Annotated in this window: 20 protein-coding genes and 1 pseudogene; 4 read left to right on the top strand and 17 right to left on the bottom strand. The window is 70.3% G+C overall.

Going from position 1 to position 20,950, the window contains the following annotated elements; genetic code table 11:
* Positions 1-145: 145 nt before the first annotated feature.
* A complete protein-coding gene (locus ACFYO2_RS14445; protein WP_388348368.1) occupies positions 146-1,330 on the bottom strand; it encodes an MFS transporter in 1,185 nt (394 codons plus the stop codon).
* Entirely contained in the window at positions 1,314-1,454 is a 141-nt protein-coding gene (locus ACFYO2_RS14450; protein WP_388348370.1) for a hypothetical protein, read from the bottom strand. The genes ACFYO2_RS14445 and ACFYO2_RS14450 overlap by 17 nt, the downstream gene beginning before the upstream one ends.
* A gap of 142 nt (positions 1,455-1,596) precedes the next feature.
* Between ACFYO2_RS14450 and ACFYO2_RS14455 the strand changes: the two genes are divergently transcribed.
* A complete protein-coding gene (locus ACFYO2_RS14455; protein ID WP_388348371.1) occupies positions 1,597-3,117 on the top strand; it encodes an AlkA N-terminal domain-containing protein in 1,521 nt (506 codons plus the stop codon).
* A 38-nt stretch (positions 3,118-3,155) separates the two neighbouring features.
* Positions 3,156-3,641, top strand: coding sequence for a methylated-DNA--[protein]-cysteine S-methyltransferase (locus ACFYO2_RS14460; protein ID WP_388348373.1), 486 nt, complete (start codon positions 3,156-3,158; stop codon positions 3,639-3,641).
* 11 nt (positions 3,642-3,652) lie between these two features.
* Here ACFYO2_RS14460 and ACFYO2_RS14465 read toward each other — a convergent pair whose 3' ends face one another.
* The 5 genes and pseudogenes from ACFYO2_RS14465 to ACFYO2_RS14485 form a co-directional block, all read right to left on the bottom strand.
* Positions 3,653-4,021: a VOC family protein gene (locus ACFYO2_RS14465; protein WP_388348375.1), complete on the bottom strand. Its 369-nt coding sequence runs from the start codon at positions 4,019-4,021 to the stop codon at positions 3,653-3,655.
* A gap of 14 nt (positions 4,022-4,035) precedes the next feature.
* Positions 4,036-4,761 carry an NAD-dependent deacetylase gene (locus ACFYO2_RS14470; protein ID WP_388348377.1) on the bottom strand — a complete coding sequence of 242 codons (726 nt, stop codon included), beginning with the start codon at positions 4,759-4,761 and terminating at the stop codon, positions 4,036-4,038.
* Positions 4,762-5,066: 305 nt separating this feature from the next.
* The gene (locus ACFYO2_RS14475; protein ID WP_388348379.1) at positions 5,067-5,561 is read right to left on the bottom strand and encodes an NUDIX domain-containing protein; all 495 of its coding nucleotides are present in this window, start codon (positions 5,559-5,561) and stop codon (positions 5,067-5,069) included.
* Positions 5,548-5,769: pseudogene (locus ACFYO2_RS14480) on the bottom strand (hypothetical protein); the annotation flags it as partial. The pseudogene ACFYO2_RS14480 and the gene ACFYO2_RS14475, both read right to left, overlap by 14 nt.
* Before the next feature lie 132 nt (positions 5,770-5,901).
* On the bottom strand, positions 5,902-6,978 hold the full coding sequence (locus ACFYO2_RS14485) for an ADP-ribosylglycohydrolase family protein (RefSeq protein ID WP_388348381.1): 1,077 nt from the start codon (positions 6,976-6,978) through the stop codon (positions 5,902-5,904).
* Between the two features lie 222 nt (positions 6,979-7,200).
* On the opposite strand from ACFYO2_RS14485, the gene ACFYO2_RS14490 reads away from it, so the two are divergent.
* The gene (locus tag ACFYO2_RS14490; RefSeq protein ID WP_388348621.1) at positions 7,201-8,319 is read left to right on the top strand and encodes a glycerate kinase; all 1,119 of its coding nucleotides are present in this window, start codon (positions 7,201-7,203) and stop codon (positions 8,317-8,319) included.
* Between the two features lie 120 nt (positions 8,320-8,439).
* On the opposite strand, the gene pssA is transcribed toward ACFYO2_RS14490, so the two are convergent.
* The 9 genes from pssA to ACFYO2_RS14535 form a co-directional block, all read right to left on the bottom strand.
* Entirely contained in the window at positions 8,440-9,258 is an 819-nt protein-coding gene (pssA, locus tag ACFYO2_RS14495; protein WP_388348623.1) for a CDP-diacylglycerol--serine O-phosphatidyltransferase, read from the bottom strand.
* 22 nt (positions 9,259-9,280) lie between these two features.
* On the bottom strand, positions 9,281-9,937 hold the full coding sequence (locus ACFYO2_RS14500) for a phosphatidylserine decarboxylase (protein WP_388348382.1): 657 nt from the start codon (positions 9,935-9,937) through the stop codon (positions 9,281-9,283).
* Positions 9,938-10,107: 170 nt separating this feature from the next.
* On the bottom strand, positions 10,108-11,313 hold the full coding sequence (locus ACFYO2_RS14505) for an acyl-CoA dehydrogenase family protein (protein WP_388348384.1): 1,206 nt from the start codon (positions 11,311-11,313) through the stop codon (positions 10,108-10,110).
* A 2-nt stretch (positions 11,314-11,315) separates the two neighbouring features.
* Positions 11,316-11,828: a MaoC family dehydratase gene (locus tag ACFYO2_RS14510; RefSeq protein WP_388348386.1), complete on the bottom strand. Its 513-nt coding sequence runs from the start codon at positions 11,826-11,828 to the stop codon at positions 11,316-11,318.
* 5 nt (positions 11,829-11,833) lie between these two features.
* Positions 11,834-12,793, bottom strand: a complete 960-nt coding sequence (locus ACFYO2_RS14515) for an HpcH/HpaI aldolase/citrate lyase family protein (RefSeq protein ID WP_388348388.1) — start codon at positions 12,791-12,793, stop codon at positions 11,834-11,836.
* Entirely contained in the window at positions 12,790-14,817 is a 2,028-nt protein-coding gene (locus tag ACFYO2_RS14520; RefSeq protein WP_388348389.1) for a protein meaA, read from the bottom strand. Before ACFYO2_RS14520 ends, ACFYO2_RS14515 begins: the two co-directional genes overlap by 4 nt.
* Before the next feature lie 8 nt (positions 14,818-14,825).
* Positions 14,826-16,169, bottom strand: coding sequence for a crotonyl-CoA carboxylase/reductase (gene ccrA, locus ACFYO2_RS14525; RefSeq protein WP_388348391.1), 1,344 nt, complete (start codon positions 16,167-16,169; stop codon positions 14,826-14,828).
* 409 nt (positions 16,170-16,578) lie between these two features.
* Positions 16,579-17,388: a TetR family transcriptional regulator gene (locus tag ACFYO2_RS14530; protein ID WP_388348393.1), complete on the bottom strand. Its 810-nt coding sequence runs from the start codon at positions 17,386-17,388 to the stop codon at positions 16,579-16,581.
* Between the two features lie 184 nt (positions 17,389-17,572).
* Entirely contained in the window at positions 17,573-19,378 is a 1,806-nt protein-coding gene (locus tag ACFYO2_RS14535) for a 3-hydroxyacyl-CoA dehydrogenase family protein (protein WP_388348395.1), read from the bottom strand.
* Between the two features lie 425 nt (positions 19,379-19,803).
* Here ACFYO2_RS14535 and ACFYO2_RS14540 point away from each other — a divergent pair, with 425 nt between their 5' ends.
* Positions 19,804-20,379: an adenylosuccinate lyase gene (locus ACFYO2_RS14540; RefSeq protein ID WP_388348397.1), complete on the top strand. Its 576-nt coding sequence runs from the start codon at positions 19,804-19,806 to the stop codon at positions 20,377-20,379.
* A gap of 91 nt (positions 20,380-20,470) precedes the next feature.
* Here the strand turns inward: ACFYO2_RS14540 and ACFYO2_RS14545 are convergent, their stop codons facing one another.
* Positions 20,471-20,869: a RidA family protein gene (locus tag ACFYO2_RS14545; RefSeq protein WP_388348399.1), complete on the bottom strand. Its 399-nt coding sequence runs from the start codon at positions 20,867-20,869 to the stop codon at positions 20,471-20,473.
* Positions 20,870-20,950: the final 81 nt, after the last annotated feature.

The raw sequence follows: 20,950 nt of genomic DNA on the forward strand, positions 1-20,950 counted from the left end.
AGCCCCACCGGCGCCTCAAGCCCCCGAGTGACACCTCAGTCACCGGCGCAGCTGTCACCGGGGCGCGACGGGGACGTGAAACCGGGGCGCGAGGGGGACGTGAAACCGGGGCGGGACAGGGAGGTGAAACCGGGACCAGCGGCCGTCACCTCACCCCGGCCGCACCCCTCCGCCGTACACCCGCGACCACCGCGACCACGGGCCCGCACGCCAACAACACCGCCAGTACTCCATACCCATAGGTCAGTGTCACGGCCGCGGCAACCCCTGCCACCAGCAACGGCCCACCGGCGTCCCCGAGTTCGCGCCCCAGCTCCGCCGCGCCCATGGTCTGCCCCAGCCGCTCCCGCGGAGTGGAGGACGCCAGCGCCGCGAACCCCAGCGGAGTGATCAGCCCAGTCCCCACTCCGATGAGGGCGGCGGCAAGCAGTACGCCCGTCAATCCCGGCAGCATCGCGCACCCCAGCCCGGCCGCCGCGAGCGACAGCCCCGTGACCAGTCCGGCCCGCACGGTGATCCGCCCCGCGTCCAACGCCCGCCCGGCACGCGGCTGCACCACCGCCGCGCACGCCGCGAGCACCGACACCGCCGCGCCCGTCGCCACCGTGCCGAGCCCGGCGGCGGAACCGGACACCGGGAGGAAACCCACGCCGACCGAGAGCGCGGCGGTCGCCCCCGCGAGCGCGGCCGTGGGGACGAGGAACACCGGATCTGCCAGCCGCCGCGCCAGGTCCACCACGGTCTGCCGGGCGCGGGGGAGCGGGGGCACCCGCGGTACGGCGATCAGGGCCCACACCGCGACGACCGCACCGAGCCCGGCCAGCACGACGAACAGCAGCCGCAGCCCGCCCGCCCACACGAGCACCCCTCCGAGGAGCGGGCCGAGCGTGTAGCCGATGGACTTGTAGAAGCCGTACGTCCCGAACGCCCGCCCCTGTTTGGCCGCCGGATTGAGCCGGGCCACCAGCGCGGACGCGGCCGGTGAGAACGCGGAGGCCGCCGCCCCCTGCCCCAGCCGCGCGGCCCACAGCCACTGCGACCGGTCCGCGACGGCGTACAGCGCGGACGCGGCGGCGAACGCCACGAGCCCGCCCAGGAGCACCGGCCGCGCCCCGACCCGGTCGGCCAGCGTGCCGAACACCGGCTTCAGCAGTACCTCGGCGCCGTCGTACAGCGCGAGCAGCCCACCGAGGACGAGCAGCGAGGTGACCGCGTCCTCGGAGCCGGCGCCGAGGTTCGCGGCGATGCCGTGCGCGCCGAAGGCGGTGGTGAACCCGGCCGCGTACAGCGGCCACAACCGGCGCGCCGGGGTATCACTCGGCGGTGTCATTGAGACCAAGGCGCAGATGCTCCATGTGGTGGACGGCCTGGTCGAGCAGCTCGGCCACATTGCCCGCGTCCAGGCGCAGGCGTTCGGGGGCGTCCTGCGCGGCGGTGACGGCTCCATGACCCATGGCGCGTATCCTACCCATCGAACATGAATGGATGAATGGGTGTTCATGTGTGGCCGGGGGTGATCCGGGCCGGCGCAGGACAGCTGAGGTCGATGTCGAATTCTCGCCAGCCCCCGTCCGGCTCGTGGACGATGCTGGATCCATGCAGATGGGGATGCACACCGACACCGAGCGCTGCGTGCGCGCCGTCCAGTCCAAGGACGCCCGCTTCGACGGCTGGTTCTTCACGGCCGTCCTGACGACCCGGATCTACTGCCGGCCCAGCTGTCCGGTGGTGCCGCCCAAACCCGAGAACATGACCTTCCACCCGAGCGCGGCGGCCTGCCAGCAGGCGGGCTTCCGGGCCTGCAAGCGGTGCCGTCCCGACACCAGCCCGGGCTCTCCGGAGTGGAACCAGCGCGCCGACCTGGTGGCCCGCGCCATGCGGCTGGTCGCCGACGGTGTCGTGGACCGCGAGGGCGTGCCCGGACTCGCCGCCCGGCTCGGCTACAGCACCCGGCAGGTCGAACGCCAGCTGCTCGCCGAACTGGGGGCGGGCCCGCTCGCCCTCGCCCGCGCCCAGCGCGCCCAGACGGCCAGGATCCTCATCGAGACGACCCCGCTCCCGATGGCGGAGATCGCCTTCGCGGCCGGTTTCGCCTCGATCCGCACCTTCAACGACACCGTGCGCGAGGTATTCGCCCTGTCACCCAGCGAACTCCGCGCCCGGCTGCCGAAGAAGAGTCCCGGAAGCACCCTCACAAGCAGCGTCTCCGGAAGTGCCTCCGGAAGCGCCCCCGGCGTCCTGTCCCTCCGCCTCCCCTTCCGCCTCCCCCTCAACCCCGAGAACCTCTTCGGCCACCTCGCCGCGACGGCCGTCCCGGGCGTAGAGGAATGGCGCGACGGCGCCTACCGGCGCACGCTGCGACTGCCGTACGGCCACGGCATCGTGGCCCTCACCCCGCGCTCGGACCACATCGCCTGCCGCCTCACGCTCAGCGACCTGCGTGACCTGACCGTCGCCATCAGCCGCTGCCGCCGCCTGCTCGACCTGGACGCCGACCCGGTGGCCGTCGACGACCAGTTGCGCACGGATCCGCTCCTCGCCCCGCTGGTCGACAAGGCCCCCGGCCGGCGGGTCCCGCGCACCGTCGACGAGGCGGAGTTCGCCGTACGGGCGGTACTGGGACAGCAGGTCTCCACGGCGGCGGCCCGTACGCACGCGGCCCGTTTGGTGACCACGCACGGCGACCCGGTCGACGACCCCGAGGGTGGCCTGACCCACCTCTTTCCGGCCCCCGAGGCACTCGCCGCGGTGGACCCCGATGCCCTGGCGATGCCCCGGACGCGCCGCACCACGTTCACCACGCTGGTGCACCAACTCGCGGAGGGTTCACTGAACTTGGGAGTGGAGAGCGACTGGACCGAGACCCGCGCCCGACTCCTCGCGCTCCCCGGCTTCGGCCCCTGGACGGTCGACGTCATCGCGATGCGCGCCCTCGGCGACCCGGACGCCTTCCTCCCCACCGACCTCGGGATGCGGCGCGCGGCCCAGGAGTTGGGCCTGCCGTCGACCCCGGCGGCGCTCACGGCCCGCGCGGCGGCCTGGCGGCCCTGGCGGGCGTATGCGGTCCAGTACCTGTGGGCGACCGACAGCCACCCGATCAACTTCCTGCCCGTATAGGGGCGGACAAGCACGCACAAGGACGGAGGGACCACTCCATGAAGCAGCACACCGTGATCGACAGCCCGTACGGCCCCCTCACCCTGGTCGCCGACGACGGCGTCCTCTGCGGCCTCTACATGACCGGCCAACGCCACCGCCCACCGGAGGAGACCTTCGGCCCCCGCGACGACCTACCGGCCTTCGGCGCGGCCACCGACCAGCTGAAGGCGTACTTCGCAGATGAGTTGAAGGAGTTCACCCTCGAACTCAGCCTGCACGGAACCCCGTTCCAGCGCAGCGTCTGGGAACAGCTCCGGAAGATCCCGTACGGCGAGACCCGCTCGTACGGCGAACTGGCCGACGCCCTCGGCAACCCCACCGCCTCCCGCGCCGTCGGCCTCGCCAACGGCAGGAACCCGGTCGGCATCATCGTGCCGTGCCACCGCGTCGTAGGCGTCAACGGCAGCCTCACCGGTTACGGCGGCGGCCTGGACCGCAAGCAGCGGCTGCTGGACTTCGAGAGCGGGCCGGCGTTGTTCTAGATCCTGGTCGGTCAGCCGGCCCGCTCCGCCGCACCGCGCTCCACGCAGAACTCGTTGCCCTCCGGATCGGCGAGGACCGCCCAGCCCCTGCCGTCCGCGTTCCGGCGGTCGTCGACCAGCGTGGCCCCGACGGCGAGGAGACGCTCGATCTCCTCGTCGCGGGTACGGTCCTGCGGCTGGAGGTCGAGATGCAGGCGGTTCTTGACCGTCTTGGGCTCGGTGACGGTGACGAAAAGCAGACCGGCACCCTCGATCAGCGCCTCCTCGTCGCCCGGCTTGTCGTCCTCGTGCACGGGCTGTCCCAGAACCTCGGCCCAGAAGGCGGCGAGGCGGTAGGCATCGGCGCAGTCGATCGTCACATGGCGTATCGAGGAGGTCATGGACGGATTCTGATCTAGTCGCCGATTTCGCGCAGCAGTTTCGGCAGCGCCGTGCCGATCGGCTCCCGGATCACCTCATCGGCGTGTTCGTCGTACGGGGTGGGCTCGGCGTTGACGATGATCAGCCGGGCCCCGTGGTCGGCGGCGACGCCGGCGAGCCCGGCGGCGGGCTGGACCTGCAGACTCGAGCCGACCGCGACGAAGACCTGACACGCCTTGGTGATGGCGAGTGCCTCACCGAGCACCTCGGGGTCGAGCCGTTCGCCGAACATGACCGTGGCCGACTTCAGGATCCCGCCGCACTCCAGACACGGCGGGTCCTCCTCCCCGGCGTCGACCCGCGCCAGCGCGTCCTCCATCGGACCCCGGGCATGGCACTTCGTGCACACCACGCTCCGCGCGGATCCGTGCAGCTCCAGCACCTTGCGGGCCGGCATCCCGGCGAGTTGGTGGAGGCCGTCCACGTTCTGTGTGATCACCCGCACCGGTACTCCGGACCGCTCCAGCTCGGCCACGGCCCGGTGCGCGGCATTCGGCTCGGCCTGAAGCGTCCGGTTCTTCCGCCGCATCTGCCAGGACCGTCGCCGGATCTCCGGATCGCCCATGTAGTACTCGTACGTCACGAGTTTCTCGGCCCCGGGATCCCGCCGCCACAGCCCGTTCGGCCCGCGGTAGTCCGGGATGCCGGAGTCGGTCGAGATTCCGGCGCCGGTGAGGATGGCGACGAGGGGCTTGGTCATGTCGTCGAGGGTAGGTCGGGCGGATCCGGTGCGGCGAGCGAAATAACGGCCTGTCGCCACCCACTGCAGTGCCCCAGTGCACTCGTACGAAGCACTCACGTCGGCGGAACGCGAGTTGTGGGACCCGTTCCCCACTGGCCGGCTGGTGGACCTGCGGGCCGGTGGTGCGGACGGCGATCCCGAGAACGGCTCCGGCCGGCGCGGCGAGCGGACCGTCAGGGCCGCGCTCGCCCTCGGCCGGCGCTGCGCCTCCCACGGTCGGTGCCGCCCCCCCACCGCCGGCCTACGCTCGCCCACGGCCGACTTCAGCCCACCCGGTGCCCGTTCTCCAGCTCCGCCGTGCCCGAGCCGGCCGCGAGGACGTCCAGCGCGGTCAGGACGCGGTGGCCCAGGGCGCCGGGCAGGTACTCGGCGAGTTCCCCGCGCGGGACCATCCGCCAGGACAGCAGTTCCTCCTCCTGGAGGCGGATCGCCTTGAAGTCGTCCTCGCCGAGGACGCCGCCGTCGTACAGATACGCCACCAGCGGCGGGCGGGCCGTCCCGTGCACCCAGTCCACCGCGAGCAGCCGGCCGAGCTCGTGGTCCAGGCCGATCTCCTCGAAGGTCTCGCGGCGCGCGCCCTGGCGCGGGGTCTCGCCCTCGTCGGACTCGATCGTGCCGCCCGGAAGCGCCCAGCCCTCGCGGTAGTTGGGCTCCACGAGCAGGACCCGGCCCTCGGCATCGCGGAAGAGGGCGGCGGCGCCGGCGAGGACACGGGGGAGACCCGCGATGTATGTGGCGAAGTCTTCAGTGGAGGTCATCAAGGAAGGGTAACCAGCTTCCGCGACCGTGCCTCCGCCTCACTGCCCGGCTCGGCGAAGGACAGACGAGGCTCAGCCAGGGCGCCTCCTCCAGCGCCATCCGCACGTACGACACCTCGAACGCGCCCACGAGCGGATGTTCGTGGCGCCGGACGGACGACCGGAGACCGACCACCTCGTGCTCGTCCCAGAGAGCGGCGAACTCGGGGCTGTTTTGGTGGTATCGCTGCCATCAGAGAATTCTGCACGCCGACGCGGTCTGCGCCCGCGTGCCCTTGCCCACGCCGCGGGGGATGGAGGTGACGGCGGACGCGTTCGACAAGACACGCGCCACCGTCGGTCAGGACTCCGCCGCCCTCGCCAGCCGCAGCGTCCGCTCCGCCAGCTCGCTGATCCGCACTCCGTCGAAGCCGAACACCGCGCTGCGCACCGTGTCCTCCAGCGGGTCCTTCCACTGGGCCGGAATGGCCTCCGCACCGGTCAGCACGCCGGCCACCGAGCCCGCGGTCGCGCCGTTGGAGTCGGTGTCCAGCCCGCCGCGGACGGTGAGCGTGATGGTGCGGGTGAAGTCGCCGTCGCCGTACAGGAGCCCGGCGGTGAGGACGGCGACGTTCGGGATGGTGTGGATCCAGCCCAGCCCGGCGGTCTCCTCGGCCACCGTGGTGAGGGTGTCCTCCCAGGTCATCCGGGTGTCGTGGAGCGAGGCGACCCGCCGCACGGTACGGGCGAGGCGGCTGCTCGCCGGGACGACGGCCAGCGCCTCGTCCACGGCCTGGCGCACCGTGTGCGCCGTGAACGCCGCCGAGACCAGCGCCGCCGCCCACATCGCCCCGTACACCCCGTTGCCGGTGTGGGACAGCACCGCGTCGCGGCGGGCGAGGGCTGCGGCGCGGCGCGGGTCGCCCGGGGAGGTCCAGCCGTAGACGTCGGCGCGGATGAGCGCCCCGATCCACTCCTGGTACGGATTGTCGTACGTCGCCGTCAGCGGCGGCTTCAGCCCGTCTGCGAGGTTGCGATAGGCGACCCGCTCCGCCGTGAACGTCTGCAGATACGGCAGCCGCAGCAGCCACAGGTCGCCCACCTGCTCGGTGCTGAACGCGAAGCCGTGGGTCTCCAGGAGGTCGAGGCCGAGGATGGCGTAGTCGACGTCGTCGTCGCGGCAGCTGCCGTGGATGCGGCCGCGCACGCACTGGCGCCACTCGGGGCGCAGCTCCAGGCCGTCGCTCTCGCCGACGGGCTCGGGCAAATAGTCGGTGAGCGGCAGCGCGGCGGCCCGCCGCAGATAGCGGTCGATACGGTCCCGCGTCCACAGGTCGCCCTGCTCGACCGGCTTGCCGAGCATGTTGCCCGCGATCCGGCCCAGCCAGCCCCCGAGGACGCGGTCGGCGAGCTCTTGCTCAGTGCCCACAGGGGTCATAGCTCCGGTTTACCCAATTCCGGGGACGCCCGCGCGGCGTTCGGCCGTGCGCACAGGCGTCCCTCAGGGTTGTCCCAGGGGCCGGTCCGGGCATGACTGCGGAGGTGTCCTGCGGTTAAGGTCGCAGCGGCGCGACTGGCCTTGACGTGCGTGGGGCCCGGAGAGCAAGGGGAAGACAAGGTGGCGAACGCTGCAGTGAACAGGGCCCGGGTCGGAACGCGGGTGCTCATCGCCGCGGACAAGTTCAAGGGCTCGCTGACGGCCGTCGAGGTCGCCGAGCGGGTGACGGCCGGGCTGCTCCGGGTCGTACCGGGCCTCGACGTGGAGTCGCTGCCCGTGGCCGACGGCGGCGACGGGACGGTGGACGCGGCGGTCGCGGCCGGATTCGAGCGGCGGGAGGTACGGGTCGCCGGCCCGCTCGGGCAGGAGGTGACGGCCGCCTTCGCGCTGCGCGGCGACACGGCGGTCATCGAGATGGCGGAGGCGAGCGGGCTGCAGCGGCTGCCCGCGGGCGTCTTCGCACCGCTTTCGGCGTCCACGTACGGCTCGGGAGAGCTGCTGCGGGCCGCGCTGGACGCGGGGGCGCGGACGATCGTGTTCGGGGTCGGCGGCAGCGCCACCACGGACGGGGGCGCCGGCATGCTGTCCGCGCTGGGCGCGCGGTTCCTGGACGCGCAGGGGGAGCCCATTGCCCCGGGCGGCGGGGGCCTGGCCGACCTGGCCTCGGCCGATCTGTCCGAGTTGGACCAGCGGCTCGCCTCCGTCGAGTTCGTCCTCGCCAGCGACGTCGACAACCCGCTGACCGGCCCGAAGGGCGCGCCGGCGGTGTACGGCCCGCAGAAGGGCGCTTCGCCGGACGACGTGGCGACGCTGGACGCGGCGCTCGGGCACTACGCGAAGTTGATGGAGCGGGCGATCGGCGCCAAGGCCGCCGAGTACGCCGCCTCGCCCGGCGCGGGCGCGGCGGGCGGCATCGGATACGGCGCCCTTCTCCTGGGCGCCCGCTTCCGCCCCGGCATCGAGGTCATGCTCGACGTCCTCGGGTTCGGGCCCGCCCTGGAGAAGGCCACGCTGGTGATCACCGGCGAGGGCTCCCTGGACGAGCAGACCCTGCACGGCAAGGCCCCCGCGGGCGTCGCGGCCGCGGCTCGCGCGCAGGGCAAGGAGGTCATCGCGGTCTGCGGACGGCTCGCCCTGCCGCCGGAGGCGCTGGGCCGGGCCGGGATCCGTCGGGCCTACCCGCTGACGGACGCCGAGCCGGACGTCGCCAAGTGCATCGCCGAGGCCGGCCCGATCCTGGAGCGGGTGGCGGAGGGGATCGCACGGGACTTCCTCACCTGAGGCGAGACTGACCTGAGGCGGGATGCCCCGGCCTGAGGCGGGAGGGATGTCCCGGGCTGAGGCGAGAACGAAGAGCGGGCCCCGAACCATCGGTTCGGGGCCCGCTTCGTCATACGACCGCTACGGCAGCTGTGCCGCCCGCGCCTCACGCCGGTTGTCCCGGAAGCTGTTGACCCGGCGGGCCGTGGCGAACAGCGGGATCACCGCGCCCATGACGAGCTGGAGCGCACAGCCCATCTGAAGGAGCAGCTGGCCGCCGGGGGCGTCGAACGCCCAGGCCGCCAGGAGGCCCATCGACAGGACGATCCAGGAGAGCATCGCCACCGCGAGACGGCCCCGCGGCTTCGGGTACTCGACGCGGCTCACCATCAGCCAGGCCGTGCCGAGGATCGCCAGGAGCGTCGCCACGAAGGGCAGCTCAAGGAGCACGATCGAGACCACCGTCAGCGCGCCGAACGGCGACGGCATGCCCTGGAAGGTGCCGTCCTTCACCGTCACGCACGAGAATCTCGCGAGGCGGAGCACCACGGCCAGGAGTACGACGATCGCGCCGACCGCCGCCACCCGCTGGTGCGCGTCGTCCGCGACCATGCCGTACACCAGGACGAAGTACGCCGGGGCCAGGCCGAAGCTGATCAGGTCCGACAGGTTGTCCAGCTCTGCGCCCATGGGGGAGGAGCGCAGCTTCCGCGCCACCAGGCCGTCGAAGAGGTCGAAGACCGCCGCGCACAGCATCAGGATGACCGCCGTGGCCGCGCTGTGGCGGGCCATGCCGGATTCCTGGCTGCCGGTGAGGTGGGGGATCAGGATGCCGGTGGTGGTGAAGTACACCGCCATGAACCCGCACGTGGCATTGCCGAGGGTGAGGGTGTCCGCTATTGAGAGGCGGAGAGAGAGGGGCATCTCCTCGTCGTCGTCCACCTCGTCGGCCTCGGGCACCCAGCCCGTCTGGGTCTCCGGATCAATCACGGTCAATGCGAGTCACCCCAGCCACGGTCTTCTGACCGACCTCGACCGCCACCTCCACGCCCTCGGGCAGGTAGATGTCGACACGCGAGCCGAAGCGGATCAGACCGATTCGGTCGCCCTGCTCGACCTTGGTGCCCTGGGGCACGTAAGGGACGATGCGGCGAGCGACCGCGCCGGCGATCTGGATCATCTCGATGTCACCGAGTTCGGTGTCGAAATGCCAGACTACGCGCTCGTTGTTCTCGCTCTCCTTGTTGAACGCCGGAACGAATCCGCCGGGGATGTGCTCGACCGACGTCACGGCGCCGGAGAGCGGTGCGCGGTTGACGTGGACGTTGAGCGGGCTCATGAAGATCGCGACGCGGGTGCGACCGTCCTTCCACGGCATGATGCTCTGCACCACGCCGTCGGCGGGCGAGATGACCCGGCCCTGGGTGATCTCGCGCTCGGGGTCGCGGAAGAACCACAGCATGCCCGCCGCGAGCGCGGTGGCGGGCACGGCGACGGCCTTGGCGGCGCCGGACTTGCGCGCGCGTACCAGGCTGAGGGCTGCGGTGGCGACGGTCGGGAGGAGCCACGGCGATGCTCCGCGCGCCAGGCGTAGGCCTGCCAGGCTGTCGCGAGGTGCAGAGGTTTGGCTGTGGGGCATGGATGACCTTCGTAGCGGATGATGCCGCGCTGCGGGAGGGGGACGGCGGCTTTCCCGGGATCGTACCGGTCGCGGGCCACAACTGGGCAAGCCGGGAAGCCGAGTCGGCAGCCGAAGCGTGCTGACGGGGTGTGATCTTCTTCTCGAAGAAAACACCCCGAAACGGACTTCTAGCCTTGGAATCGATACTCTTCGAGCAGCCTGCGACCGATGATCATTTTCTGGATCTCGGCGGTACCTTCACCGATCAGCAGCATCGGAGCCTCTCGGTAGAGGCGCTCGATCTCGTACTCCTTGGAGAAGCCGTAGCCGCCGTGGATCCGGAAAGCATCTTCCACGACCTCCTTGCAGTACTCGGAGGCGAGGTACTTCGCCATCCCAGCCTCAAGGTCGTTTCGTTCTCCGGAGTCCTTTTTGCGTGCTGCGTTCACCATCATCGCATGGGCGGCCTCGACCTTGGTAGCCATCTCCGCCAGCTTGAACTGGATCGCCTGGTGCTGGGCGATCGGCTTGCCGAAGGTGTGCCGCTGCTGGGCGTAGGAGACACCCAGTTCGAAGGCACGCTGGGCGACGCCGCAGCCACGCGCCGCCACGTTGACGCGGCCGACTTCCACGCCGTCCATCATTTGGTAAAAACCTCGGCCGGTGGCGCCGCCGAGCACCCGATCGGCGGGAAGGCGCAGGCCATCCATGATGAGCTCGGTGGTGTCGACGCCCTTGTAGCCCATCTTGTCGATCTTCCCGGGGATGGTGAGGCCGGGGCGGACCTCTCCGAAGCCGGGCTCCTTCTCGATGAGGAAGGTCGTCATCGACTTGTGGGGCGCGGTCCCCTCGGGGTGTCCTTCGTCACTTCGGACGAGAACGGCGACCAGAGACGACGTGCCACCGTTCGTCAGCCACATCTTCTGGCCGTTCAGGACGTACTCGTCGCCGTCCTTGACCGCCTTCGAGGTGATCGCCGAGACGTCCGAGCCCAGGGCCGGCTCCGACATCGAGAAGGCGCCGCGGATGTCGCCGGCCGCCATCCTCGGCAGGAAGTGGTCCTTCTGCTCCTGGGTGCCGTGCTGCTTGAGCATGTACGCCACGATGAAGTGGGTGTTGATGATGCCGGACACCGACATCCACCCGCGGGCGATCTCCTCCACGCACAGCGCGTACGTCAGGAGCGACTCACCCAGACCGCCGTACTCCTCGGGGATCATCAGGCCGAACAGGCCCAATTCCTTGAGCCCGTCAACGATCTGTTGCGGATACTCGTCGCGGTGCTCCAGCTCGGTCGCGACCGGGAGGATCTCCTTGTCCACGAAGTCGCGGACGGTGGAGAGGATCTCCTGCTGGATGTCGGTCAGACCGGCGGTCTGGGCGAGTCGCGCCATGGCTACTTCTCCTGTGCCTTCAGCTCCGGGCGGCCCGGCTGCTCGCCGCCGCGCTCCTTGATGTACGTCTCTGTGGGCACCATGACCTTGCGGCGGAACACGCACACGAGCGTGCCGTCCTGCTTGTAGCCCTTGGTCTCGACGTGGACGATGCCGCGGTCGTTCTTCGACTTCGACGGCCACTTGTCGAGCACGGTCGTCTGGCCGTAGATCGTGTCACCGTGGAAGGTCGGCGCCACGTGCTTGAGCGACTCGATCTCCAGGTTGGCGATCGCCTTGCCGGAGACGTCCGGCACGGACATGCCGAGCAGCAGCGAGTAGATGTAGTTCCCGACGACGACGTTCTTGCCGAAATCCGTCGTCTTCTCCGCATAGTTGGTGTCCATGTGGAGCGGGTGGTGGTTCATGGTGAGAAGGCAGAAGAGGTGGTCGTCGTACTCCGTGACCGTCTTCCCGGGCCAGTGCTTGTAGACCGCCCCGACCTCGAACTCCTCGTAGGTACGTCCGAACTGCATGTCCGTCACGCCTCCGGGATCTCGAACTTGCTGGTGCGCTGCATGCCGGCGGCGCGTCCCTTGCCGGAGACGACCAGGGCCATCTTGCGGCTGGCCTCGTCGATCATCTCGTCACCGAGCATCGCCGAGCCCTTCTTGCCACCCGCCTCGGACGTGTAGTACTCGTACGCGTCCAGGATCAGCTCGGCGTGGTCGTAGTCCTCCTGCGACGGCGAGAAGATCTCGTTGGACGCCTCGACCTGGCCCGGGTGCAGTACCCACTTGCCGTCGAAACCGAGGGCCGCGGCGCGCTGGGCGACCTCGCGGTAGCCGTCGATGTTGCGGATCTGCAGGTAGGGGCCGTCGATCGCCTGGAGGTTGTTGGCGCGGGCCGCCATCAGGATCTTCATCAGGATGTAGTGGTAGGCGTCCGCCGGGTAGCCGGGCGGCTGCTCGCCCACGACCAGCGACTTCATGTTGATCGACGCCATGAAGTCGGCCGGGCCGAAGATGATCGTCTCGACGCGCGGGGAGGCCTGCGCGATCTCGTTGACGTTGTTGAGGCCCTGGGCGTTCTCGATCTGCGCCTCGATACCGATCTTCCCGACCTCGAAGCCCATCGTCTTCTCGATCTGCGTGAGCAGGAGGTCGAGAGCGACGATCTGCTGGGCGTCCTGCACCTTCGGCAGCATGATGCAGTCGAGGTTCGGGCCGGCACCCTCGACGACCGTGACGACATCTCGATACGTCCACTCGGTCGTCCAGTCGTTGACGCGCACGACCCTCGTCTTGCCCGTCCAGTCACCCTCGTTGAGGAACTTGACGATGGTGTGCCGCGCCTCGGGCTTGGCGAGCGGAGCGCACGCGTCCTCCAGGTCGAGGAAGACCTGGTCCGCGGGGAGGCCCTGCGCCTTCTCCAGGAAGCGGGGGTTGCTTCCCGGGACCGCGAGACACGAGCGGCGGGGACGCAGACGGTTGACGGTCATGCGGGGACCTCCAGGGGGTCGAGCTTGTTCGCTTTCCGGATCTCGTCGACGATGCGGCCGATGATTCCCGTGATGTCGAAGTCCTTCGGGGTGAAGACCGCGGCCACTCCCGCGGCCCTGAGCTGTTCGGCGTCGTTGTTCGGGATGATGCCACCAGCGATCACCGGAATGTCTGTGGCACCGGCCACACGCAGCCGCTCCAGCACGTCCGGCACCAGTTGGGCGTGCGATCCGGAGAGGATCGACAGGCCGACCGCGTGCACGTCCTCCGCGAGGGCCGCGTCCACGATCTGCTCCGGGGTGAGCCGGATGCCCTGGTAGACCACCTCGAACCCGGCGTCACGGGCCCGCACGGCGATCTGCTCGGCGCCGTTGGAGTGCCCGTCCAGGCCCGGCTTGCCGACCAGGAAGCGGAGCTTGCCGACACCGAGGTCCCGGGCGGTCAGGTCGACCTTGCGGCGCACCTCGCTCATGGCGGAACCCTCCTCGGCCGTGACGGCGACCGGAGCCGACGACACGCCCGTCGGCGCCCGGAACTCGCCGAACACCTCCCGCAGCGCCCCCGCCCACTCGCCGGTCGTGGCACCCGCGCGGGCGCACTCCAGGGTGGCCTCCATGAGGTTGGCGGTGCCCTTGGCGGCCTCCTTGAGCTTCTCCAGCGCCTTGCAGGGGCGCGGGTGGTTGAAAGGCGGCTGGTAGCGGGTGTCGCGCCAGTGCTGGAGCGAGGCGACGACCCGGGCCTCGACGGCCGGGTCGACCGTCTGGATGGCTGTGTCGAGGTCGGCCGTCAGCGGATTCGGCTCGGTCGTCTCGAAGATGTTGACGCCGACGATCTTCTCTTGACCGGACTCGATACGGGCCCGCCGCTCGGCGTGCGAGGCGACCAGCTGCGACTTGAGGTAGCCCGACTCGACGGCGGCCATCGCGCCGCCCATCTCCTCGATCCGCTCCATCTCCGCGAGCGACTCCTCGACCAGCTCGCCCACCTTCGCCTCGATCACCTTCGAGCCCTCGAAGATGTCGGCGTACTCCAGCAGGTCGCTCTCGTACGCGAGCACCTGCTGCATACGCAGTGACCACTGCTGGTCCCAGGGGCGAGGCAGGCCGAGCGCCTCGTTCCAGGCGGGCAGCTGCACGGCACGCGCGCGTGCGTCCTTCGAGAGGGTCACGGCCAGCATCTCGAGGACGATCCGCTGGACATTGTTCTCCGGCTGCGCCTCGGTCAGTCCGAGGGAGTTGACCTGGACGCCGTAGCGGAAGCGCCGGTGCTTGGGGTCCTCGATGCCGTAGCGCTCGCGGGTGACCTTGTCCCAGATGCGGCCGAACGCGCGCATCTTGCACATCTCCTCGACGAAGCGGACGCCCGCGTTGACGAAGAAGGAGATACGGCCGACGACGTCGCCCATGCGCTCCTGCGGCACCTGGCCGCTGTCGCGCACCGCGTCCAGCACCGCGATCGCCGTCGACATCGCGTACGCGATCTCCTGGACCGGGGTGGCGCCCGCCTCCTGCAGGTGGTAGCTGCAGATGTTGATCGGGTTCCACTTCGGCATGTGGGAGACCGTGTACGCGATCATGTCCGTCGTCAGGCGGAGCGAGGGCACCGGCGGGAACACGTGCGTGCCCCGGGACAGGTACTCCTTGACGATGTCGTTCTGGGTCGTGCCCTGGAGCTTGGTGATGTCCGCACCCTGCTCCTCCGCCACGACCTGGTAGAGCGCCAGCAGCCACATGGCGGTGGCGTTGATGGTCATCGAGGTGTTCATCTGCTCCAGGGGGATGTCCTGGAACAGCCGGCGCATGTCACCGAGGTGCGCGATCGGCACGCCGACCCGGCCCACCTCGCCGCGGGCGAGGATGTGGTCGGAGTCGTAGCCGGTCTGCGTCGGCAGGTCGAACGCCACCGACAGACCCGTCTGACCCTTGGCGAGGTTGCGCCGGTACAGCTCGTTGGACGCCTCGGCCGTGGAGTGACCGGCGTAGGTCCGCATCAACCACGGCCGGTCCTTCTGACGCTCACTCATCTATGACCTCAGATGTTCCGGAAGCGGTTGATGGCGTCGACGTGCTTCGCGCGCTTCTCCGCGTCGCGCACGCCCAGGCCCTCCTCGGGCGCCAGGCACAGCACGCCGACCTTGCCCTGGTGGAGGTTGCGGTGCACGTCGTAGGCGGCCTGCCCGGTGTCCTCCATGGAGTACACCTTGGACAGCGTCGGGTGGATCTTGCCCTTCGCGATGAGCCGGTTGGCCTCCCAGGCCTCGCGGTAGTTGGCGAAGTGCGAGCCGATGATCCGCTTCAGGGACATCCACAGGTAGCGGTTGTCGTACTCGTGGTTGTACCCGGAGGTCGAGGCGCAGGTGACGATCGTGCCACCCTTGCGGGTGACGTACACGCTGGCGCCGAAGGTCTCGCGGCCGGGGTGCTCGAAGACGATGTCGACGTCCTCGCCGCCGGTGAGTTCACGGATGCGCTTGCCGAAGCGCTTCCACTCCTTCGGGTCCTGGTGGTGCTCGTCCTTCCAGAACTTGTAGTCCTCGGCGGTGCGGTCGATGATCGCCTCGGCGCCCATGGCCCGGCAGATGTCCGCCTTCTGCTCGCTGCTGACGACACAGATGGGGTTGGCGCCGCCGGCCAGCGCGAACTGGGTGGCGTACGAGCCCAGTCCGCCGCTCGCGCCCCAGATCAGGACGTTGTCGCCCTGCTTCATGCCGGCGCCGTTGCGGGAGACCAGCTGCCGGTACGCGGTGGAGTTGACCAGACCGGGCGCGGCGGCCTCCTCCCAGCTGAGGTGGTCCGGCTTCGGCATCAGCTGGTTGGACTTGACAAGTGCGATCTCTGCCAGGCCGCCGAAGTTGGTCTCGAAGCCCCAGATGCGCTGCTCCGGGTCGAGCATGGTGTCGTTGTGGCCGTCCGACGACTCCAGCTCGACGGACAGACAGTGCGCGACGACCTCGTCGCCGGGCCTCCAGGCGTTGACGCCGGGGCCGGTGCGCAGGACGACGCCCGCGAGGTCGGAGCCGATGATGTGGTACGGCAGGTCGTGGCGCTTGGTGAGCTCCGAGACCTTGCCGTAGCGCTCCAGGAAGCCGAAGGTCGACAGCGGCTCGAAGATCGAGGTCCACACCGAGTTGTAGTTGACCGAGGAGGCCATGACGGCCACCAGGGCCTCGCCCGGGCCCAGTTCGGGCAGCGGCACGTCGTCCAGGTGGAGCGACTTGCGCGGGTCCTTCTCGCGGGTCTGCATGCCCGCGAACATCTCCGTCTCGTCCTTGTGCACGGTGACCGCGCGGTACGACTCGGGGAGCGGCAGAGCGGCGAAGTCGTCCGGCGTCGAGTCCGGCGACTGGATCGCGTCCAGGATGTTCTTCACTGTCACGGTTTGCCTCCGGCGAATGGCGTCTTGAGGGAGACGCTGAGGGTTACGTCGGTGCTGCTGAGGGTGGGTGGGAAGTGCCGTCGGTTCGGCGGTGGTGCTGTTCGGCAGCGCGTTGTGGCGCGGGAGGTTGCCTGTGACGCAGGCGTCCGGGCGGGCAGACCGTTGGTTTGCTGGGACAGCCGGCGTACGAAAGGTCTCTGCACGCCGGCCGCCCGGACACTCCCAACGTATGACACCGCGTGTCACCCCGCAAGGCACTGAGTGCCAGAGATTGCTCTCAGGTGAAATCTTTACGTAACAAATGAGCGATGATCGATCGAACGGCTTCTGAAAGGTGCCTGAAAAGCACCCCTGACATGGCAAAACGGCCACCCCGAGGGGTGGCCGTCGTCACAGGGTTGCGGGGGGCTCAGCGGTCCCTGAGTGCCTCTTCGATGGTCCGCATGACCTGATCGAGCGGGGCGTCCGTGCGGGCGACCGTCACCAGCACCTCGCCGTGCGTGGAGACCGTCGCGGCGGCCGGCTTCGGGTTCGTGGTGCGCCCCGCGCCGATACCCGTCCCGAACATCTTCCGGACGATCGAGAAGGCGCGGTCCAGCTGCGCCTCGACGTCACCCTGTCCGCCGGCCCTGAGCCAGCGCCGCAGGACGTGGTTGTGGGCGGTGACCACGGCGGACGCGGCGACCTCGGCCATCAGCGGGTCGTCGTTGGCGTCGTCGTCGTGCGCGTGCTCGTCGAAGTGGCCCAGCAGATAGCGGGTGAAGAGCCGCTCGTAGCGGGCCACCGACGCGATCTCCGCCTCGCGCAGGGTGGGCACCTCGCGCGTCAGCTTGTAACGCGCGACGGAGATCTCCGGCCGGGCCGCGTACATCCGCATGACCTCCTTGATGCCGCGGCACACCGTGTCGAGCGGATGCTCGTGCGCGGGGGCGGCGTTGAGGACCGCCTCCGCCCGGATCAACGTGTCGTCGTGATCCGGGAAGATCGCCTCTTCCTTGGAACGGAAGTGCCGGAAGAAGGTGCGGCGCGCGACCCCGGCCTGGGCCGCGATCTCGTCGACAGTGGTCGCCTCGTACCCCTTGGTCGCGAACAGCTCCATCGCCGCGGCCGCCAGTTCCCTGCGCATCTTGAGCCGCTGGGCGGCGGCGCGAGTGCCGGCGGCAGTCTCCGGTGCGTCGGGCGTAGCTGGTGTACGTGAGGACTTGGCGGGCTGGGACATGCCCCGAACGTACTGCATGTGCGCAGCTCGTTGCGCATGTCCCCGGTTTCCCCCGCCCGGTGCGGGCGGGGGAGTACCGGGCTGCGCGGGTGGGGCCGAACTGCGCGTGACGGGCGGCGCGAAGCCGCCCGGATCGAGCAGGCCACCCCAGTCCTCGTCCCCCTCGAACCAGTCGCCGGGACGCTCAGCGGCGGGCATATTCGCGGAAGCCACGGCCCGTCTTGCGGCCGAGGCAGCCCGCGGCCACCAGGTGCTCCAGGAGCGGGGCCGGGGCCAGGCCCGGGTCGCGGAACTCCCGGTGCAGGACCTTCTCGATGGCCAGCGAGACATCGAGCCCGACGACGTCCAGCAGCTCGAAGGGGCCCATCGGGTAACCGCCGCCCAGCTTCATCGCCGCGTCGATGTCGTCAAGAGACGCATAGTGTTCCTGCACCATCTTGATCGCGTTGTTGAGGTACGGGAAAAGCAGTGCGTTCACGATGAAGCCCGCACGGTCCCCACAGTCGACCGCATGCTTCTTGATCTTGACGCAGACCTCGCGAACCGTCGAGTGGACGTCTTCGGCCGTCAACACCGTACGGACGACCTCGACCAGCTTCATCGCCGGCGCCGGGTTGAAGAAGTGCATGCCGATCACGTCCTGCGGGCGCGAGGTGGCGCGGGCGCAGGCGACGACGGGCAGCGACGAGGTCGTGGTGGCCAGGACCGCGCCCGGCTTGCAGACCTTGTCCAGGGTCGCGAACAGCTGCTGCTTGATCTCCAGGTCCTCGGCGACGGCCTCCACGGCCAGGTCGACATCGGCGAAGGCGTCGTACGAACCCGCCGGAGTGATCCGGTCCAGGGTCTGCGCGGCAGCCTCGGCGGTCATCCGCCCCTTGTCGACGGAGCGTGAAAGCGACTTGCCGATACGGGACTTGGCGGTCTGCGCCTTCTCCTCGCTGCGGGCGGCGAGCACGACCTCGTACCCCGCCTTGGCGAAGACCTCGGCGATGCCGGACGCCATGGTGCCCGAGCCCGCGACACCGACGGAGCGCACCGGACGGCCGGGGACCTCGAGGCCACCGGAGAGCGGCGTCAGGGCGTCCGGCACGACCGTCGCGCTGCCCGGCGCCTCGTACGTGTAGAAGCCGCGGCCCGACTTGCGGCCGGTCAGGCCCGCCTCGCTGAGCTGCTTGAGAATCGGCGCGGGGGCGTGCAGCCGGTCGCGGGACTCGGCGTACATGGCCTCCAGGACCGTACGCGCGGTGTCGACGCCTATCAGGTCGAGCAGGGCGAGCGGGCCCATCGGCAGCCCGCAGCCCAGCCGCATCGCGGCGTCGATGTCCTCGCGGGAGGCGTACTTCGCCTCGTACATCGCGGCCGCCTGGTTGAGGTAGCCGAACAGCAGACCGTCGGCGACGAACCCGGGCCGGTCGCCGACCGCGACGGGCTCCTTGCCGAGCTCGATGGCGAGATCGGTGACGGCGGCGACGGCCTGGGGTGCGGTCAGCACGGACGAGACGACCTCGACCAGCCGCATCGCCGGCGCGGGGTTGAAGAAGTGCAGGCCGAGCACGCGCTCGGGGCGGGCCGAGTCGGCGGCGAGCCGGGTGACGGAGAGGGCGTTGGTGCCGGTCGCCAGGATCGTCTCCGGCCGCACGATCCCGTCCAGTTCACGGAAGATCTGCTGCTTGATCTCGTACGACTCCGGAGCGACCTCGATGACCAGGTCGGCGTCGGCCGCGGTCCGCAGATCGGTGGAGGTGCGGACGCGGGCCAGCAGGTCGGCGCGCTCCTGCTCGGTCAGCCGGCCGCGCTCCACGGCGTGGGCGGTCCCGGCCGCCAGGGCGGCGACCGACCGGGCGGCGGCGGCCTCGCTGATGTCGATGCCGACGACCTCGCGGCCGGCCTTGGCGAGCACCTCGGCGATGCCGGTGCCCATCGTGCCGAGGCCGACGACGGCGACGGTCTTGAACGGGGACAGAGGGGTGTCGGACAGGGGAGCGACCATCGCGGACTCCAGGAATGAGGGTGACGACTGGGAGCGCGCCCGGGTGCGCCGAGGAAGGCCCGAAGGGAGCCGGACCACGGGCGCACCGGGGTGCGAAGAGGAGTGCGGGTGTTGCCGGGCTGCAAGCGCACACGCCCGGTGCCGTCATGAGGGGCGTACACACGCCCGGAAACGGCGGAACCGACCGGCCCTGTCCCGGGGCCGGGTCGTACTCGGGTACACGAGGTACCGAACCGACTTCCCCCACTGCCTTAAGGGCGTGGGAGGGACCCCCATCGCGGCGGCTGCGTCACCAGGCCACCACGAGCAGATCCGCGAGTGGGTAACTCGCTCGTCTGAGCTTAACCCGTGAGTAACGAGCGCGCTAGTCCCCGAGTTTGTGATGTGGGTCCCGGCCGTCGGCCCGCCCGCCTAACCTCGGGTTCATGGACGAAGAGTTGCGATCACTCACGGAACGCTTACGGCAGGAGTCGGGGAACTCGCCCGTGTACGAGCGCCTCGTGTCGACCGGGGACGTGGACGACCTGGCGGCCGTGCTCACCGAGCCCGGGCAACCGCTGTGGGCCAGGGAACTGGCCGCGTTCCGGCTCGGCCTCGCGGGCGACCGGCGGGCCTTCGAATCGCTCGTCCTGCTGCTCAACCACCGTGACCCGCAGCGCTGTGCCTCCGCGGCCCACGCCCTGGCCCGCCTCGGCGACCCGCGCACCGCCCGCGCGGCCGCCGCCCTCGCCACCAACGAACTCCGCGTCGCCTACGCCCTGCATCCCGTCCGGCTCCTGGTGCGGCTGCGGGCCCCCGAGGCCGTACCGGCGCTGATCACCACGCTGGGGCGGCGGCTGCGCCCGCACGACCCCTACCGAGGCGTGGCCCTCGCCTGCGTGGAAGGGCTCGGCACGCTCGCCGACACCCGGGCGAGGTCCGTCCTGAACGAGGCTCTCGCGCACCCGGTGCTGGCGGAGGCGGCGGTGCGGGCGCTGGCGCGGATCCCGAGGCAGCGGTGACGGGCGACGGCGAGGATCCCGAGGCAGCGGTGACGGGCGACGGCGAGGATCCCGAGGCAGCGGTGGCCCCTCGGGCCGACGGCGCCGGTCGTCATGCGCCGACCACCGCGAACGCCTCGACCTCCATCAGGAACTCGGGCCGGACCAGCGAGGCGACCTGCACGGCCGAGGCGGCAGGCAGACGGTCCTCGGGTATGTGGACCGCGCGGGCCGCGCGGATCGCGGGCATATGGGCCATGTCCGTGACGAAGTAGGTGAGTTTGACGACGTCGCCGAAGGTGGCCCCCGCGGCGGCCAGGCAGCGGCGCAGGTTCTCGAAGACCTGTCGGGCCTGGGCCGCGGGGTCGCCCTCGCCGACGAGCCCGCCGTCCTCGTCCAGGGCGAGCTGGCCGGAGACGGCCATGAAACGCCCCGTGCCCAGGACGACGTGGCTGTACTGGGCGGAGGGGGCGACTCCGTCGGGGGCGGGGATCCTCGTCAGCTCACTCATGCGTCCATCCTGGACCATGGGTCTGACAACGCCCCCGACGGAGTCACCCCACCCTCGCAGTCGCCCCCGACGGGCCGTCAG

This window comes from Streptomyces sp. NPDC006602, from assembly GCF_042870385.1.
Taxonomy (GTDB): Bacteria; Actinomycetota; Actinomycetes; order Streptomycetales; family Streptomycetaceae; genus Streptomyces.

Bases quoted from the DNA above. Each gene is read 5' to 3' on its own strand.
- ACFYO2_RS14530 (WP_388348393.1), bottom strand. From the start codon at position 17,388: ATGTCCCAGCCCGCCAAGTCCTCACGTACACCAGCTACGCCCGACGCA.
- ACFYO2_RS14450 (WP_388348370.1), bottom strand. From the start codon at position 1,454: ATGGGTCATGGAGCCGTCACCGCCGCGCAGGACGCCCCCGAACGCCTG.
- ACFYO2_RS14515 (WP_388348388.1), bottom strand. From the start codon at position 12,793: ATGACCGTCAACCGTCTGCGTCCCCGCCGCTCGTGTCTCGCGGTCCCG.
- ACFYO2_RS14540 (WP_388348397.1), top strand. From the start codon at position 19,804: ATGGACGAAGAGTTGCGATCACTCACGGAACGCTTACGGCAGGAGTCG.
- ACFYO2_RS14510 (WP_388348386.1), bottom strand. From the start codon at position 11,828: ATGCAGTTCGGACGTACCTACGAGGAGTTCGAGGTCGGGGCGGTCTAC.
- ACFYO2_RS14470 (WP_388348377.1), bottom strand. From the start codon at position 4,761: ATGACCAAGCCCCTCGTCGCCATCCTCACCGGCGCCGGAATCTCGACC.
- ACFYO2_RS14500 (WP_388348382.1), bottom strand. From the start codon at position 9,937: ATGCCCCACAGCCAAACCTCTGCACCTCGCGACAGCCTGGCAGGCCTA.
- ACFYO2_RS14545 (WP_388348399.1), bottom strand. From the start codon at position 20,869: ATGAGTGAGCTGACGAGGATCCCCGCCCCCGACGGAGTCGCCCCCTCC.
- ACFYO2_RS14505 (WP_388348384.1), bottom strand. From the start codon at position 11,313: ATGGCGCGACTCGCCCAGACCGCCGGTCTGACCGACATCCAGCAGGAG.
- ACFYO2_RS14445 (WP_388348368.1), bottom strand. From the start codon at position 1,330: ATGACACCGCCGAGTGATACCCCGGCGCGCCGGTTGTGGCCGCTGTAC.
- ACFYO2_RS14520 (WP_388348389.1), bottom strand. From the start codon at position 14,817: ATGAGTGAGCGTCAGAAGGACCGGCCGTGGTTGATGCGGACCTACGCC.
- ACFYO2_RS14485 (WP_388348381.1), bottom strand. From the start codon at position 6,978: ATGACCCCTGTGGGCACTGAGCAAGAGCTCGCCGACCGCGTCCTCGGG.
- ACFYO2_RS14535 (WP_388348395.1), bottom strand. From the start codon at position 19,378: ATGGTCGCTCCCCTGTCCGACACCCCTCTGTCCCCGTTCAAGACCGTC.
- ACFYO2_RS14455 (WP_388348371.1), top strand. From the start codon at position 1,597: ATGCAGATGGGGATGCACACCGACACCGAGCGCTGCGTGCGCGCCGTC.
- ACFYO2_RS14465 (WP_388348375.1), bottom strand. From the start codon at position 4,021: ATGACCTCCTCGATACGCCATGTGACGATCGACTGCGCCGATGCCTAC.
- ACFYO2_RS14475 (WP_388348379.1), bottom strand. From the start codon at position 5,561: ATGACCTCCACTGAAGACTTCGCCACATACATCGCGGGTCTCCCCCGT.
- ACFYO2_RS14460 (WP_388348373.1), top strand. From the start codon at position 3,156: ATGAAGCAGCACACCGTGATCGACAGCCCGTACGGCCCCCTCACCCTG.